We start from the raw sequence: 16,037 nt of genomic DNA, 5'->3' as shown, positions 1-16,037 counted from the left end.
TTGCCGTGATCGACAGGGCGGGCCGGTTGCGCCGGGGAGGGCGCGGCAGGGCTCGGATAACAGACTTCTAGGGGATTGAGGGACATGGCCAATCCGGCAGCGGGCGACGCGGTCGCCCAGAACGCGGCGGAAGGCGCGCGCATCGCCGCGGAAGTGGCGGCGCAGGCGGCGCAGGCGGCGCAAGCCTATGCGGACGCGGCGGCACAGCATTATGCGGAGATCGCAGGTAACGCGGCGCACGCGCTCTCGGGCGGGGCGATCGACCCGTTCGTGTTCCGCCTCGCCATCTTCGTGCTGGCGGTGTTCGTGGGCTATTACGTGGTGTGGTCGGTGACGCCGGCGCTGCACACGCCGCTGATGAGCGTGACCAACGCGATCTCCTCGGTGATCGTGGTCGGCGCGCTGCTGGCGGTGGGCGTCGACACGGTGGCGGAGGGCACGGGCTGGGCGCGCGGCTTCGGCTTCCTCGGGCTGATCCTGGCTAGCGTGAACATCTTCGGCGGGTTCCTGGTGACCAGCCGGATGCTCGCCATGTACTCGAAGAAGAAGTGAGGGCGACGGGATGAACGCCAATATCGTCGCTCTGCTGTACCTCGTCTCCGGGGTGCTGTTCATCATGGCGCTGCGCGGGCTGTCCAGCCCCGCCACCTCGCGCCAGGGCAATCTGTTCGGCATGGTCGGCATGACCATCGCGGTGCTGACCACGCTGGCCTCCTCGCCGCCGGCGGGGCTGGGCGGCTGGGCGCTGGTGATCGGCGGCCTCGCCATTGGCGGCGGCGCCGGGGCGGTGATCGCCCGCAAGATCGCGATGACGCAGATGCCCCAATTGGTGGCGGCGTTCCACTCGCTGGTGGGCCTTGCCGCTGTCATGGTGGCGGCTGCCGCTCTTTACGCTCCTGCCGCGTTCGGCATCGGCGATCCCGGCCATATCCATGCGCAGGCGCTGGTGGAGATGAGTCTCGGCGTCGCCATCGGCGCGATCACCTTTACCGGCTCGGTGATCGCGTTTGCCAAGCTGAACGGCAATATGAGCGGCAAGCCGATCCTGCTGCCGGCGCGCCATGCGATCAACCTGGCGCTGGCGGCGCTGATCGTGGTGCTGGTCGTCATCCTGACGCTGACCGAGAGCCACACGGTGTTCTGGCTGATCGTGATCGCCTCGCTGGTGTTCGGCGGGCTCTTGATCATCCCGATCGGCGGGGCGGACATGCCGGTCGTGGTGTCGATGCTGAACTCCTACTCCGGCTGGGCGGCGGCGGGCATCGGCTTCACGCTGGGCAACACGGCGCTGATCATCACCGGCGCGCTGGTGGGATCCTCGGGCGCGATCCTGAGCTACATCATGTGCAAGGGGATGAACCGGTCCTTCGTGTCGGTGATCCTGGGCGGCTTCGGCGGCGATGCCGCGGCGGGCCCGGCCGGCGCGGTGGAGAGCCGGCCGGTGAAGCAGGGCTCGGCGGAAGACGCGGCGTTCATCATGAAGAACGCGGCCAAGGTGATCATCGTGCCGGGCTACGGCATGGCGGTGGCGCAGGCCCAGCACGCGCTGCGCGAGATGGCGGACAAGCTGAAGGAAGAAGGCGTCGAGGTGAAATACGCCATCCATCCGGTGGCGGGCCGCATGCCCGGGCACATGAACGTGCTGCTTGCCGAGGCGAACGTGCCCTATGACGAGGTGTTCGAGCTGGAGGACATCAACTCGGAGTTCGCTCAAGCCGACGTGGCCTTCGTCATCGGCGCCAATGACGTGACCAACCCGGCGGCGAAGACCGACCCGACCTCGGCGATCTACGGCATGCCGATCCTCGACGTGGAGAAGGCCAAGACCGTGCTGTTCATCAAGCGCGGCATGGCCGCCGGCTATGCCGGCGTCGAGAACGAGCTGTTCTTCCGCGACAACACCATGATGCTCTTCGCCGACGCAAAGAAAATGGTCGAGGACATCGTCAAAAACCTCGGGCATTGAATAGTTCGAAATTTTGAGTTAACGCGGCCGGAGGTTTTCCTTCGGCCGTTTTGTTTTCGGCAACGGCTTTGCTTAACCGGCTGTCAACCAACTTCGCCTAGCTTGCCGCCATGACGCGCGGCGTATCCTGGTTTCTCGTAGCCCCGCTCGTCCTTCTGGGGCTCTCCGGTTGCAAGTTCGGGCTGGATCAGCGCGAACGATGGCGCACGGATGCCGAGGAACGGTGCGTGGCGGGGGGCCTAGTGAAGCCCTCCGCCTACACCATCCCGCTGCGCGAGATCGACGGCGCGGGAACCTGCGGCATGGACCGCCCCTTCCGCGTGCTCGCCTTCAACGAGGGGACCGTCGAGGTCTCGCCCAAGGCGACGCTGGCCTGCCCGATCACCGCTTCCGTCGACCGCTGGATGCTCGAGGACATCCAGCCAGCCGCCATGGCCTGGTTCGGCCAGCCGGTGGCGAAGGTGAAGCAGATGTCCTCCTATTCCTGCCGCAACATGAATGGCGGGCCGGCGGGCAAGGTCTCCGAGCACGCCTTCGGCAACGCCTTCGACATTGGCGGCTTCGTGCTCGCCGACGGGCGGGAGATCACGGTCAAGAAGGGCTGGAAGGGCCAGCCGGACGAGCAGGGCTTCCTGCGTACCGTACAGGCGACCGGCTGCCAGCGCTTCACCACCGTGCTCGGGCCGGGCTACAACATCTATCATTACGACCACATCCATGTGGACCTGATGCGCCGCGCCTCGGGCAAGACCTCGTGCAACCCGAATGTGCGCCCGCCCATGCCGCCGAACCTGCCGGTCTTCAAGGCGCCGCCGCTGATGCCGCGCTATCCCGCGCCGGTGGCGGGGGCGGGCTATGATCCCGCCGCGCCCGAGGCCGAGCCGGGCACCAATGAAGAGGGCTATGAGACCGGCGGCGGCTATGGCGCGCCGGTGTCCGCCGCGCCCGCTCGGGCTCCGGCGCCCGGCAGCATGGCGGCGCAGCCGACGGCCGCGCAACTGGCGCCCCGGCCGCTCTACCCGCCGCCGGCGTCCAATGCCGCGGTCGGCGCGCCGATGCAGCTCACGCCCTATCCGGCGGCGTCGCCTTCCACCCATGGCGTCGATCCCGGCTATCAGGCGCCCAATGTGGCCTATCCGCCGGCGCCGGCCTCGCCACCGCAAGGCTATCCCCCAGGCGGCTACCCCGCGCAGGGGTATCCGGCCCAAGGCTACCCGACGCAGGGTTATCCGGCGCAGCCCGCGGCGGCGCCCTATCCCACGCCGTCCTATCCGCCGCCGGCCCCGGCCTATCCGGCACAGAGCGCGCCGGCAACGCGACCGCGTCCGCCCGGCGTGCCGCTGCCGCCAGCCGGCATCCCGCTCGCGAAGTGGCTAGGGCTGGACAAGATCGTCACGGGCTCCACCGGCGAGCCGGCGATCGGCGACGTGCGCTCCTTCACCGCCGAGCGGCAGTTCGCCAGCCCCATCCCGGCGCCGGAGGCCGACGCCGGGCAGGACTGAACCCGCTCAGTCGAGCAGCGTGTCGAGCCCGCGCCGCACGCCCGTCCAGCCGCTCACCTTGCGCGCCGCCAGCAGCGTGCCGGCGACATAGGGCGCCGCCGAGGAGCCGGCATCGTGGCGGATGGTGAGCCGCTCGTCCGGCGCGCCGAACACGCTTTCCACCGCGAGCACGAAGGAGGGCAGGCGCAGCGCATGCACGCGCACTTCGCGCGCGCCCTCGCCAAAAGCGCCGCCGCGCGTCTCCGGCACGCCGACCACTTCCGAGAAGGGGCGGCTGGTGGCGGGCTGGCGAATCTCGGCGAGCGCCTCGGCGAGTTCGCGCCCAGTGCCCGAAGGCGCATCCGGCTTGCCGGCCGAGGCGTAGTCGATGATCTCTACATCGGCGACGTATTTGGCGGCTTCGAGGGTGAAGCGCTTCAGCAGCGTCGCGGTGATGGAGAAATTGCCGGCCGCGAGCAGGCCGACATTCGATTCCCTCGCCACCGCATCGAGTTCGGCATAGTCGGCGGCGCCGAGGCCGGAGGTGCCGATGACGACCCTCAGCCCCGCCTTCAGCGCGGCGAGCGAGTTGGCCTTCACGATGCCCGGTTTGGTGTAGTCGATCAGCACGTCGGCGGGCACGCTGAGCGCCTCTTCCACGCGGGCGAACACCGGCACGCCGGAGGGCTTGCCGCCCAATGCGGCGCCGAGATCGGTGCCGGCATGATTGCGCGAAATGCCGGCGACCAGTTCGAGGTCGGGTTGCTTTTCGACGGCGGGAACGAGGGCGCGGCCGACCCAGCCGGTGGCGCCGGCGAGGATGATGCGGATCATGGGTGGTTCCTTTCAGCGTTTGCCGCAGGCTTAGCAAAGCTGCCCGCCGCACGCCATCTGCCGCTCGGGCAGCGTGGACCGGTCGCCGAAGGCGGAAATGGGTGCCAGCCGGCCTGTAAGCCGGGTTCTGTAAGGCGGGATTGCTCCCGCGCGACGGCCATTCCTCTGGGACGCCGGTTACCCGGCGCCTCGAGCAGTCAACCCGGGCGACTGTCCAAAGACGGGACCTGAAGCTTGCGCTTCGCGCCACCCCTATACGACTTTGCTCCCGGTGGGGTTTGCCCTGCCGCCGCCGTTACCGGAAGCGCGGTGCGCTCTTACCGCACCGTTTCACCCTTGCCGCGGGCGGACCCGAGGCGGTTTGATTTCTGTGGCACTTTCCCTGGGGTCGCCCCCGCCGGACGTTATCCGGCACCGTGTCTCTGTGGAGCCCGGACTTTCCTCGGCACCTTGCGATGACGCGGCCGTCCGGCCGGCTGGCGAGGGAGCAATGGGGGAGGCCGCGCGCGCCGTCAAGTGCGCGCTGTCGAAAGGCCGGGGGATCGCATGCGGGGACCGGCGCCTACGCGGGACCTGAAAGGCTCCGGCACCCGCACGCGAAGCTCGTTCAGTTGGACGCCATGATGGTGCGCGCCTTGCTGCAGTAGGTGCGTGCGGCCGAGGACATGCGGGTAGCGCCGTGGCCGCCCTGGTAGCGCATGACGGTGCCGCAGGTGTCGCCCCCCGCGAGCCGATAGGCCCCGGCGAGGTAGCGCATGCCGAATTTGATGTTGGTGGCGGGCTCGTAGAGCGCGGCGCGCGAGCCGCCATAGCCGACGCCACGCGCGGTCTGGTGCTTGATCTGCATGAGCCCGACCTCGCCGGCGCGCCCGGTCATGCGAGGGTGCCAGTTGCTCTCGATGCGGACCACGGCGCGGGCCAGGGCCACCGGCACACCGTTGGCGCGCGCTTCGCGGTCGACGAGGGCGATGAGCGTATTGGAAGAAGCCGACTGGTTGGTGGATGATCGGGCGTCGATGCGGGTACTACGATCGACGTTCTGGTTGGCGCTGGCGATGTTTACGCCGGCCAGGACAGTGAATGTGAAGGCGAATGAAGCACAGATTGCACGGGTACGAGCCATTACCGGATGGTAGCCTTTTCGGGTTGATTTCGGCGGGCCGCGAAAAGCACGCCAAATCTGTTCCGAATGAGGCTCTAATTCTGCGCTGATGTGAAACTACGTATTCCGCGCGCGATTGTCGCGCGGCCGATCCGCCACAGTGTGGCGCAACCGCAACGTTCATTTGTGAAGCTTGCGCGTGCAGGCGCTGTCGCGCAGCATCCTTGCGCACCCTGTTTGCAAGGGAAGGCTCTCAGGTCAGCCGAGGGCCGCGTCCTCGCCCGGCGCGGCGGGGCGGGTGGCCGACAGCTTGTAGAGCGTCTGTAGTGTCGAGACATCGGCGATGCCATCGACGCGGGCGCGGCGGAAATGGCGCTGGAACGCGCGCACCACCACCTCGGTCTGCGCGCAATAGGTGCCCGAGACCGGAACGTCGTAGCCATAGAGCGCCAGCATGGCCTGCAGCGCCTCGATCGGCTGGCCGTGTTCGCCGCGCATGAAATAGCGCCCGTCGCTCGGCGGCGTTTCCTCCACCAGATGACCGACGCCGAAGCGGTGCAGCACCTCCCAGGGGAATTTCTCGCCCGGATCGTTCTTGCGCGTCGGCGCGACGTCGGAATGGGCGAGCACCCGGTCGGGCGGGATGGGGTGGCGCGAGAGAATGTCTTTGGCCAGCGCCGTCACCGCTTCGACCTGGATCGCCGGGAAGGGCGGGTAGCCGAATTCATGGCCGGGATTGGCGATCTCGACGCCGATGGAGCGCGAATTGATGTCCGTGGCGCCGGCCCAGAAAGAAGCGCCGGCATGCCAGGCGCGCCGCGCCTCCGGCACCAGCTGGGCGATCCGCCCATCCTCGAACACGACATAGTGAGCCGAGACCTGCCGCTCCGGGGAGCGTAGCCAGTCGACTGCCTGTGCGGTCGATTCCATGCCGGTGTAGTGCAGCAGCAGGATGTCCGGCGCCGCAACGTTTACGCGCTCCCCATGGTTGGGCGAGGGCAGCACCTCGGCGGCAAGCGGCGAGTCGGCGGGGAAGAGCGGAATCTGGGGCGAGGCATCGATCATGGAACGCAGCTAAGCGCCGTCCGCGCCGGATTCAACAGATTCTTAAGGTTCATGAGGCGTTAATCGCAGATCGCCGGTTGTGGCGGAATCAGCGCGTCGAGACCCACCTCGATGTGCGGCTTCGCGCGGCTGTTCCATTGACACCCATCATTACCCATGATATCCCAAATCATCCCGTTGCAGTTCCAAGTCAGCAAGGCCGGCGGCGCCCTCAGGGCTCCCGTCGACGCGCTGTGCGTGCCTGCCGGGATGCGTGTGATGTTGCGTGGGACGGCGGGGGCGTATCAGGCCGATGGAGCGTTTCGTATCGACCTATGCGATGCGGCTCGACTCCAAGGGCCGCATGTCCATTCCCGCGCCGTTCCGGGCGCTGATCGCGCGCGACGGGCTGGAGCATGTCTACTGCCATCCCGCGCTCGACCTTCCGGCCTTGCAGGCCGGGGGTGCGCGGCTGATGGCGGGGATCGACAGTCTGATCGAGCGCTATCCGCCCTATTCGGAGGCCCGCGAGGAGCTGGCCGCGGCGCTCTATGGATCGATCGAGACATTGCGTCTCGATCCGGAGGGCCGGGTTGTGCTGAGCGAGGGACTGAAGACGCACGCGCAGATCAGGGACGAGGCCGTGCTGGTTGGCCTCGGCGATGGATTTCGGATCTGGGAGCCCAGCCGCTTCCGGGTGCATCTCGCGGAGGCCACTGCGAAGGTGCGTGCCCTGAAGCGGCAGATCGGCTCCCAGGGGGCGACGCGGGACAACCGCGCCGATGGGGCATGATGGCGGGTCGCGGTGGTCCGGAGACGGACGCTGCCGGCGGACCGGCCCGTCATCTGCCTGTCCTGCTCGGCGAGGTCATCGAACATCTGGCCCTGCATGACGGCGGCATCTATGTCGACGGCACCTTCGGCGCCGGCGGCTACACGCGTGCCATCCTCAATGCCGCCGATACGCGCGTGATCGCCATCGACCGCGATCCGACCGCCATCGAGAACGGTCAGCCATTGGTCGCGGAGAGTGGTGGCCGGCTGGCGCTGGTGCATGCGCGCTTCAGCGAACTCGACACCGTGGTCGAGGCGCAGGGCGTCGGCCGCGTTGACGGGGTCGTGCTGGATATCGGCGTATCCTCCATGCAGATCGACGAGGGCGAGCGCGGCTTCTCCTTTCGCCGCGACGGGCCGCTCGACATGCGCATGTCGAATGAGGGCCCCTCGGCCGCCGATCTGGTGGCCAAGCTGTCGGAGACCGATCTCGCCAACCTGATCTATCGCTTCGGCGAGGAGCGCCGCTCGCGGGCTGTGGCGAAGGCCATCGTCGAGGCGCGGGCCGCGGCGCCGATCGAGCGGACGCTGCAACTCGCCGACATCATCGCCAAGGTGGTGTGGGCCAAGCCGCACGAGCCGCATCCGGCGACGCGCACCTTTCAGGCGCTGCGCATCGCGGTGAATGACGAACTGGGCGAACTCGCCCGCGCGCTGGAGGCCGCCGAGCGCGTGCTCAAGCCGGGCGGGCGGCTCGTCGTCGTCACCTTCCATTCGCTGGAAGACCGCATCGTGAAGAACTTCATCGCCAATCGCGCCAAGGTGTCGGGCGGTTCGCGCCACCTACCGACGCTGGAGGCCGCGCCGACCAGCTTCCGCCTGGTGGCGCGCGGCGCGGTCGATCCGGGCGAGGACGAGCTTGCGCGCAATCCCCGTGCGCGCTCCGCCAAGCTGCGTTCGGCCGAGCGCACCGAGGCCCCGGCGCATGCGCGCGGCGACCTCTCCTCGCTCCTGCCCCCCATCCCTTCCCTGGACACCAGCCGCCGCCGCTGAGGACGAGACATGTTCCGCGTACTCAATGCCGTCTCGGTCATCGCGCTGCTCGCTGCGGCCGGCGCGGTCTATCACGTCAAATATTCGGCGGCGTTCGAGGCGCAGAAGATCGCCAAGGTGCGCGACGAGATCCGCTACGAGCGCGACCGCATCGCCGTGCTCAGCGCCGAATGGGCGCGCCGCACCGCGCCGGACCGCATCCAGGGGCTCGCCGAGCGCCATCTCGACATGCAGCCGCTCGACATCACCCGCATGGACAAGCTGGCCAGCCTGCCCGCCAAGCCCGAGGCCAATGGCGACCCGCTGGCCGGCATGATCGAGGCGCTGGTCGACGGGCCCAACCCGACATCGCCGCAGACCAAGCCGGCCCCGGCCGCCGCCGCGCCCAAGCCGGCGGCGAAGCCCGTTGCCGCCGCCCGCCTGCCGGGCGACGGGCCGCTCGCGCCGGCTTCCAGCGCCAGTGAGAAGCTGCCGCTGTCCGCCATGCCGGCCGCCGGCAACATGGCGCCGACGCGGCCACATTTCGCCGGCCCGCAAGGTTCGATCGGCGGTATCAATCCGATCACGTCCAGTCCGCTTCTTCCGCCCGGTACCGTCGGCCAGTAGTTTCAGGAGGTTGTCCGATGGCAGCGTTCTTCTCTTCCCTCGCGAGCCGCCTGAAGTCGGGAATCCTCGGTTTCCCGCGCTGGCTGCTGCGCCTGCCGCTGCGGCTGCTGCGCGGGTTGATCGGCGTGGTAAAGCTGGCGGCCGGCCGCGGGCGCCCGGAGCCGCATGCGGTGGCGCGGGCGCGCATCCTTCTGTGCATGCTCGTTTTCGGCTGTGTGTATGTCGCCATTTGCGGCCGCCTTGCCATGTTCGCCTCCGCTCCCGATGGCGCGCTGGCGCGGCGCGGCATGGGCTCCGACGCGGTCGCCTCAGCCCGGCCGGACATTCTGGATCGCAACGGGCTGGTGCTGGCGAGCGACGTGCGCTCGTCGTCCCTCTTCGGTGAGCCCAAGCGCATCATCGATGTCGACGAGGCCGTTGAGGCGGTCACCGCCGTGCTGCCCGATCTTAATGGCGAGGAAATGCGCCAGCGGCTTTCTACGAGTCGCGGCTTCGTCTGGCTGAAGCGCGAGATCAGCCCACAGCAGCAGCGCGAGATCTACAATCTCGGCCTGCCGGGCATCGGCTTCATGACCGAGAACCGGCGCGTCTATCCCGGCGGCACGCTTGGCGCGCATGTGCTCGGTTCGACCAATATCGACAATCAGGGCATTGCCGGCATCGAGAAATGGATCGACACGCGCGGGCTTTCCGAACTGCACCTCGCGGGCTTTGCCACCGATCGCCAGCAGGAGCCGGTCGAACTCGCCATGGATCTGCGCGTGCAGCACGTGCTGCGCGACGAGCTGGCCGCCGCCAAGGAGAAGTTCAAGGCCATCGCCGCCGCCGGCACGGTGGTGGATGTGCGCACCGGCGAGATCATCGCCATGGCCTCGCTGCCGGATTTCGATGCGAACGACCAGGCGAAGTCGCTCGACCCGAAGACCCTCAACCGCCTGACCACCGGCGTGTTCGAGATGGGCTCGACGTTCAAGGCGCTGACCTTCGCCATGGCGCTGGACAGCGGCCGCTTCAACATCAATTCGACGCTTGACGCGCGTGGCGCCCTGCAGTTCGGCAAGTTCCGCATTCACGATTACCACGCCGAAAATCGCGTGCTGACGCTGCCGGAAGTGTTTCTCGTCTCTTCCAACATCGGCACGGCGAAGATGGCGCTGTCGCTCGGCGTCGACTACCACAAGGCGTTCCTCGGCAAGGCAGGCCAGCTCACCCGGCTGCGCACGGAACTGCCCGAGAGCGCCATGCCGCTGGTGCCCAAGCGCTGGGGCGAGCTGAACACCGCCACCATCGCCTTCGGCCACGGCCTCGCGGTAGCCCCGCTTCAGGCGGTGATGGCGGTCGATGCGCTGATGAATGGTGGCCTGCTCATTCCGCCCACCTTCCTCAAGCGCACGCCGGAAGAGGCACGGGCGCTGGCGACGCAGCTCATAAAGCCGGAGACCAGCGCCAAGATGCGCTATCTGCTGCGGCTTAATGCCGAGAAGGGCTCGGCATCGAAGATGAACGAGCAGGCGGCGGGCTATTATGCCGGCGGCAAGACTGGCACAGCGGAAAAGGTGATCGGCGGGCGCTATTCCAAGACCAAGCTGCTGACCACCTTTACCGGCGTGTTCCCGATGGATGACCCGCATTACCTCGTCCTCGTCATGCTTGACGAGCCGCAGGCGGCGCCGGGGACCTATGGTTTCGCGACCGCCGGCTGGAATTCCGGCCCGACCACGGGAAAGATCATTTCCCGCATCGCGCCGTTGCTCGGCATCATGCCGCGCAAGGAGTTGCCGCCCGTGGAGAGCCTCCTGACCAACTACACGCTGGCGCAGGCGCCATAAGGGGCGGCCGCGCCGCAGCGCGCGCCGATTTCCGATGCGTAAGGGCATTGGAATCGGCTATGCCCACACAGCAGGCCCAGGAAGGCCGGGCGGACCCGATGCGGGCCCATCCGGAAGGACGTACAGGACGACGGGAATGTCTGATCCGATCCGACCCACGGCCAAATGTTCGCGCACCCTCACCCTGCGGGAGCTGGTGGGGGACGACGCCGACTACACCGCTGCCGACCCCATGCTCATCGTCGGCGAGCCCTCGCTCGACAGCCGCAAGACCCGCGCCGGCGACGTGTTCTTCGCTCTTGCCGGCACCCGGACCGACGGGCTGAGCTTCGCCCGCGACGCCATCGCTCGCGGCGCCGTCGCCGTGGTGGCCGAGGCGGAACTGCCGGGCGGGATCGAGCCGGGCGTCTCCTATGTGCGCGTGGGCAATGCCCGCCGGGCGGTCTCGCTGGCGGCGGCACGGGCCTTCCCGCGCCAGCCGGCCACCATAGCCGCCGTGACCGGCACCTCCGGCAAGACCTCGGTCGCCGTCTTCACCCGGCAGATCTGGGCGCGGCTCGGCCATGCCAGCGCGAGCCTCGGCACGCTCGGCGTGGTGGCTCCTGCCGGCGCGGTCTACGGTTCGCTGACCACGCCCGATCCGATCGAGCTCCAGCGCACGCTGAACCTGCTCGCTAAGCAGGGCGTGACGCATCTGTGCCTGGAGGCTTCCTCGCACGGGCTCGACCAGTTCCGGCTCGACGGCGTGCGGCTGCAGGCGGGTGCCTTCACCAACCTGTCGCGGGATCATCTCGACTACCATCCGAGCATGGAAGCCTATCTCGACGCCAAGATGCGGCTGTTCCGCGATCTTGTTCCGCGTGGCGGCGGCGCGGCGGTCTGGGTCGATACCGTGGAAGGCGGCCATGTGGCGCAGGTCGCCGCCGAGCACGAGCTGAACCTGCTCGGTATCGGCGTGGCGGGGGCGGGCATCTCGCTGCTGGAGCGCCACGATGACGGGCTCGGCCAGCGGCTCGTGGTCGAGGCCGACGGGACGCGTTTCTCGCTTCGGCTGCCGCTGGTCGGGGCTTTCCAGGTCGCGAATGCGCTGGTCGCGGCCGGGCTTGCCATGCTGACCGGCGCCTCGGCGCGCGAGGCGCTGGGCGCGATCGAGACGCTGGAGGTCGTGCCGGGCCGGCTGGAACTGGTCGGCACCAAGGACGGCGCCGGCGTGTTCGTCGACTACGCGCACAAGCCCGACGCGCTGGCCAATGCTCTCGACGCCCTGCGGCCCTATGCGACAGGGCGGCTGATCGTGGTGTTCGGCTGCGGGGGCGATCGGGATCGTGGCAAGCGCCCCATCATGGGCGCAATCGCCGCTGAAAAGGCGGATGTGGCCATCGTGACCGACGACAATCCGCGCAGCGAGGATCCCGCGGCGATCCGCGCTGCCATCTTGGCGAGCGCGCCCGGCGCCGTCGAGATCGGCGATCGCGCTGAAGCGATCATGGCCGCCATCGCGATGGCGAAGGCGGGGGATGTCGTGCTCATTGCCGGTAAGGGTCACGAAACCGGCCAAATCGTCGGCGACCGGACGTTGCCTTTCTCCGACCGCGACGCCGCACTGGCGAATCTGGCGGCGGCGAATCTGGAAGGATGAGTCCCATGGCCCCCGAACAGGCTGGCGAGACGGAACCGCTGTGGACGGCGCAGGCGCTGGCCGCGGCGACGGGCGGGACATTGGCGGGCGCTCACGCGGGGGCAATCGGCGGCATTTCCATCGACACCCGCACGCTGCAGCCGGGCGACGCCTTCTTCGCCATTCGCGGCGAAAACAGCGACGGGCATGCCTATGTGGCCTCCGCGCTTGAGCGGCAGGCGGCGGTGTGCGTGGTCGAGCGCGGCCGGGTGCCTGAGATGCCCGCCGGCGCGGCGCTCGTCGCGGTGGACGACGTGCTCGGCGCGCTGGAGGCGCTCGGCCGGGCGGCGCGGGGGCGCAGTGATGCGCGTATCATCGGTGTTACCGGTTCCGTCGGCAAGACGACCACCAAGGAGGCGCTGCTGCTGGCGCTCGGCGCCGACGGACCGACCCACGCCTCGGCAGCCTCCTACAACAATCACTGGGGTGTGCCGCTGTCGCTCGCGCGCATGCCGCGCGCCAGCACCTATGGTGTGTTCGAGCTCGGCATGAACCATGCCGGCGAGATCGCGCCGCTGGTCAGGATGGTGCGGCCGCATGTGGCGATCGTCACCACGGTCGAGCCGGTGCACATCGGCCAGTTCCCCAATGTCGAGGCGATCGCCGACGCCAAGGCGGAGATCTTCACCGGCGTCGAACCGGGTGGGGCGACGGTGATCAACCGCGACAATCCGCATTTCGAGCGGCTGGCGGCGGCGGCGCGCGCGGCCGGCATCGGCATCGTCATCGGCTTCGGCGAGACGCCGGGCGCGCAGGCGCGCCTCGTCAGTCTTGCCTTGCAGCCATCCGGCTCGACGGCGATGGCCGACATCATGGGCGAGACGGTGAGCTTCAAGGTCGGGCTGCCGGGCCGCCACATCGTGCAGAACATGCTGGCGGTGCTTGCCGCCGCAAAGCTCGCCGGCGCGGATCTCTGCCTCGCGGCGCTGGCGCTCTCCTCGCTCGGCCCCCCGCCCGGACGCGGCGTGCGCACGCCGCTTGCGGTGAAGGGCGGCCCGGCATTGCTGATCGACGAGAGCTACAACGCCAATCCCGCCTCGATGCGCGCCGCGCTTGCCGTGCTCTGCGCCAATCCGGTGACGGGGCGCGGGCGCCGGATCGCCGTGCTCGGCGACATGCTGGAGCTGGGACCCTTTGGCGAGCAGATGCATGCCGACCTCGCCGATGCGGCCGGCGCGGCCGATCTCGTCTTCTGCGCCGGGCCGCTGATGCGCGCGCTGTTCGAGGCGCTGCCCGAGAGCCGCCGCGGCGGCTGGGCACCGGATGCGCCGGCGCTGTTGCCGGTCGTGGCTGAGCGGCTGCGCGGTGGCGACGTCATCATGGTCAAGGGCTCGAATGGCAGCCGCATGGGGCCCCTGGTCCGCGCGCTCGCCGAGCGCTTTCGCGCCGAAGTCGAAACGCTCGGCGTGGACGCCTTCGAATGAGCGGTGTTATTTCCCGCCGGCGTTTTTTCCTGATGTCGCGGCCCCAGCGGCCCGATGACCTGCGCGCGGCGACGACCCTGCGCGCAGGTGCCGTGCCGTCGTCTTTTGCGGAAGGTTGATCCGATGTTGCAGTGGCTTGCCGAGCTACAGGGAAGCGTCCCGGCGGTGAATGTGTTCCGCTACATCACCTTCCGCACGGGCGGGGCGATCATCACCGCCTTGCTCTTCGTCTTCATGTTCGGTCCGGCCATCATCGCCCTGCTGCGGCTGAAGCAGGGCAAGGGGCAGCCGATCCGCACCGACGGGCCGCAGTCGCATCTGCTGACCAAGAAGGGCACGCCCACCATGGGCGGGCTGATGATCTTCTCCGGCCTGATGGTCGCCACGCTGCTCTGGGGCAACCTGTCCAACCCCTATGTCTGGGTGGTGCTGTTCGTGACCATCGGCTTCGGGCTGATCGGCTTCTATGACGACTACCTCAAGGTGACGAAGCAGACCCATAACGGCCTCTCCGGCAAGTCGCGGCTCGCCATCGAGGCGCTGATCGCCGGCACCGCCGCCGTGGTCATCATGCATGTCGGGCGCGAGCCGCTTTCCTCCTCGCTCGCCTTTCCCTTCTTCAAGGACCTGCTGATCGACCTCTCCTGGTTTTTCGTGATCTTCGGCGCCTTCGTCATCGTCGCTGCCGGCAATGCGGTTAACCTGACGGACGGGCTCGACGGCCTCGCCATCGTGCCGGTGATGGTGGCGGCCGGCAGCTTCGGGCTGATCGCCTATCTCTCGGGCAACGTGCTGTTCGCGGACTATCTGCAGATCCACTATGTCGCCGGTGTCGGCGAGCTGGCGGTGATCTGCGGCGCCATCATCGGCGCGGGCATCGGTTTTCTGTGGTTCAACGCGCCACCGGCGCAGATCTTCATGGGCGATACCGGCTCGCTGGCGCTGGGCGGCCTGCTGGGCACCATCGCGGTGGCGACCAAGCACGAGATCGTGCTCGCCATCATTGGCGGCCTGTTCGTGCTGGAGGCGGTGTCGGTCATCGTGCAGGTGATCTCGTTCAAGCTCACCGGCAAGCGCGTGTTCAAGATGGCGCCGATCCACCATCATTTCGAACAGCTGGGCTGGACCGAGCCGCAGATCGTCATCCGCTTCTGGATCATCGCGGTGGTGCTGGCGCTGATCGGGCTTTCCACGCTGAAGCTGCGGTGAGGGCGGCTTCCTTTATTGGTCATCCCGGATCGGCCTGCGGCCGTGCGGGATGACGTTTATGAGGGAGGCAGCGCCAGCACCTGCTTCACATTGTTGGCGTGCACTTCCTCATAGGGCGCGAAATAGCTGAGGGTGCCGGAGGCGATGTCCTCGGCGATGAAGGTGGACAGGTCCTGGTCGGCCAGCGACATGTCGGTGCGGGTGCGCAGCAGCTTCTTCACATAGCGGATCGTCGCGTCGATCAGCTCAGGGCCGTAGCCACCCGCGGCGATGACATCGCGCGCGCCGTGATTGGGCAGGATGCGCGGATAGCCCCACGCCCTGATGCGCTTCAGCTCCTCCACATGCACGCCGAGCCGCTCGGGTTCGGCGACATAGGTGATCGGCTCCTCCAGCGTGTCGCCGGCCAGCATGATGCCGAGCTGCGGCAGCAGCAGGATCAGCCCGTCATGGCTGTGGATCTCCGCCGGCTCCAGCTCGACCTTGATCGGGCCGACCCAGAGTTCCGTCGGGCCGGTGATGATGCGGTTCGGCATGACCAGCGGCTTGATCGGCGGGCTGGCGGTTTCCATCTCCTCGCGATGGGCGGCTAGCGCCTTCTGCGTCAGGTCCAGCGCGATGATCTCGCAATCGGCGAACACCTCGTTGCCGGCGACGTGGTCGTCATGCCAGTGGCTCAGCACGACGCGGATCGAGGTGACGCCGGCCTCCGCCAGCGCGGCGCGCATCATCCGCGCATGGGTGAGCGAGATATTGGTGTCGTAGACGATGGCCTCATGGCCGGCGACCACGGCATAGACGCACACGCCCAGCGCATAGGCGCCGTCGTCGAGCCAGTTCGGCGCGGCGGAATGCGCCCGCGCGCCGGGAATGCGCCCGTCATAGAAGGCGAAGACGTTCGGGTGCGGGCGCAGCACGTTCAGGGTAGAGCCGAGCGGCAGCAAGGCGGGTGCGGTCATGAGGCTCTCGCGCGACGAAGCAGGGTGCGCGATCATTTCATCCGTGCCGGAAATGCGCTAGCCAAGGTGTGCCCGGTT

The 16,037-nt window shown here is 68.3% G+C and carries 14 protein-coding genes and 1 other RNA gene; 10 read left to right on the top strand and 5 right to left on the bottom strand.

From position 1 onward, the window contains the following. Positions 1–84 precede the first annotated feature (84 nt). The 3 genes from ACO2RV_RS13480 to ACO2RV_RS13470 all read left to right on the top strand — a co-directional run bounded on the left by ACO2RV_RS13480 (position 85) and on the right by ACO2RV_RS13470 (position 3,468). Positions 85–552, top strand: coding sequence for a proton-translocating transhydrogenase family protein (locus tag ACO2RV_RS13480; protein WP_423288597.1), 468 nt, complete (start codon positions 85–87; stop codon positions 550–552). Between the two features lie 10 nt (positions 553–562). Continuing rightward, positions 563–1,966: an NAD(P)(+) transhydrogenase (Re/Si-specific) subunit beta gene (locus tag ACO2RV_RS13475; protein WP_423293748.1), complete on the top strand. Its 1,404-nt coding sequence runs from the start codon at positions 563–565 to the stop codon at positions 1,964–1,966. A 227-nt stretch (positions 1,967–2,193) separates the two neighbouring features. Beyond that, complete coding sequence (locus ACO2RV_RS13470; RefSeq protein ID WP_423293746.1) at positions 2,194–3,468, top strand: extensin family protein; 1,275 nt, start codon at positions 2,194–2,196, stop codon at positions 3,466–3,468. Between the two features lie 6 nt (positions 3,469–3,474). Here ACO2RV_RS13470 and dapB read toward each other — a convergent pair whose 3' ends face one another. The 4 genes from dapB to ACO2RV_RS13450 form a co-directional block, all read right to left on the bottom strand. Then, positions 3,475–4,281 carry a 4-hydroxy-tetrahydrodipicolinate reductase gene (gene dapB, locus ACO2RV_RS13465; protein WP_423293744.1) on the bottom strand — a complete coding sequence of 269 codons (807 nt, stop codon included), beginning with the start codon at positions 4,279–4,281 and terminating at the stop codon, positions 3,475–3,477. Between the two features lie 100 nt (positions 4,282–4,381). Beyond that, an RNA gene (rnpB, locus tag ACO2RV_RS13460) (RNase P RNA component class A) lies at positions 4,382–4,761 on the bottom strand. Between the two features lie 127 nt (positions 4,762–4,888). Continuing rightward, complete coding sequence (locus ACO2RV_RS13455) at positions 4,889–5,404, bottom strand: lytic transglycosylase domain-containing protein (RefSeq protein ID WP_423293742.1); 516 nt, start codon at positions 5,402–5,404, stop codon at positions 4,889–4,891. Between the two features lie 237 nt (positions 5,405–5,641). Continuing rightward, on the bottom strand, positions 5,642–6,448 hold the full coding sequence (locus ACO2RV_RS13450; protein ID WP_423293740.1) for an N-acetylmuramoyl-L-alanine amidase: 807 nt from the start codon (positions 6,446–6,448) through the stop codon (positions 5,642–5,644). Between the two features lie 292 nt (positions 6,449–6,740). Between ACO2RV_RS13450 and ACO2RV_RS13445 the strand changes: the two genes are divergently transcribed. The 7 genes from ACO2RV_RS13445 (at position 6,741) to mraY (ending at position 15,000) form a co-directional block, all read left to right on the top strand. Then, entirely contained in the window at positions 6,741–7,220 is a 480-nt protein-coding gene (locus ACO2RV_RS13445) for a division/cell wall cluster transcriptional repressor MraZ (protein ID WP_423293738.1), read from the top strand. Further along, on the top strand, positions 7,217–8,254 hold the full coding sequence (gene rsmH / locus ACO2RV_RS13440) for a 16S rRNA (cytosine(1402)-N(4))-methyltransferase RsmH (protein ID WP_423293736.1): 1,038 nt from the start codon (positions 7,217–7,219) through the stop codon (positions 8,252–8,254). The genes ACO2RV_RS13445 and rsmH overlap by 4 nt, the downstream gene beginning before the upstream one ends. 9 nt (positions 8,255–8,263) lie before the next feature. Beyond that, positions 8,264–8,860: a cell division protein FtsL gene (gene ftsL / locus ACO2RV_RS13435; RefSeq protein ID WP_423293734.1), complete on the top strand. Its 597-nt coding sequence runs from the start codon at positions 8,264–8,266 to the stop codon at positions 8,858–8,860. A 17-nt stretch (positions 8,861–8,877) separates the two neighbouring features. Continuing rightward, a complete protein-coding gene (locus tag ACO2RV_RS13430) occupies positions 8,878–10,689 on the top strand; it encodes a peptidoglycan D,D-transpeptidase FtsI family protein (protein ID WP_423293732.1) in 1,812 nt (603 codons plus the stop codon). A gap of 136 nt (positions 10,690–10,825) precedes the next feature. Further along, entirely contained in the window at positions 10,826–12,328 is a 1,503-nt protein-coding gene (locus ACO2RV_RS13425; RefSeq protein WP_423293730.1) for a UDP-N-acetylmuramoyl-L-alanyl-D-glutamate--2,6-diaminopimelate ligase, read from the top strand. A 5-nt stretch (positions 12,329–12,333) separates the two neighbouring features. After that, on the top strand, positions 12,334–13,791 hold the full coding sequence (locus ACO2RV_RS13420) for a UDP-N-acetylmuramoylalanyl-D-glutamyl-2,6-diaminopimelate--D-alanyl-D-alanine ligase (RefSeq protein WP_423293728.1): 1,458 nt from the start codon (positions 12,334–12,336) through the stop codon (positions 13,789–13,791). Positions 13,792–13,914: 123 nt separating this feature from the next. Further along, a complete protein-coding gene (mraY, locus tag ACO2RV_RS13415; RefSeq protein ID WP_423293726.1) occupies positions 13,915–15,000 on the top strand; it encodes a phospho-N-acetylmuramoyl-pentapeptide-transferase in 1,086 nt (361 codons plus the stop codon). A gap of 56 nt (positions 15,001–15,056) precedes the next feature. Here mraY and ACO2RV_RS13410 read toward each other — a convergent pair whose 3' ends face one another. Next, complete coding sequence (locus ACO2RV_RS13410; protein ID WP_423293724.1) at positions 15,057–15,959, bottom strand: MBL fold metallo-hydrolase; 903 nt, start codon at positions 15,957–15,959, stop codon at positions 15,057–15,059. Between the last annotated feature and the right edge of the window lie 78 nt (positions 15,960–16,037).

It is taken from the genome of Ancylobacter sp. VNQ12 (genome assembly GCF_049445835.1).
GTDB lineage: Bacteria > Pseudomonadota > Alphaproteobacteria > Rhizobiales > Xanthobacteraceae > Ancylobacter.
Note: the sequence above shows the minus strand (reverse complement) of the source record. Positions and strands in the feature narration are given on the sequence as shown.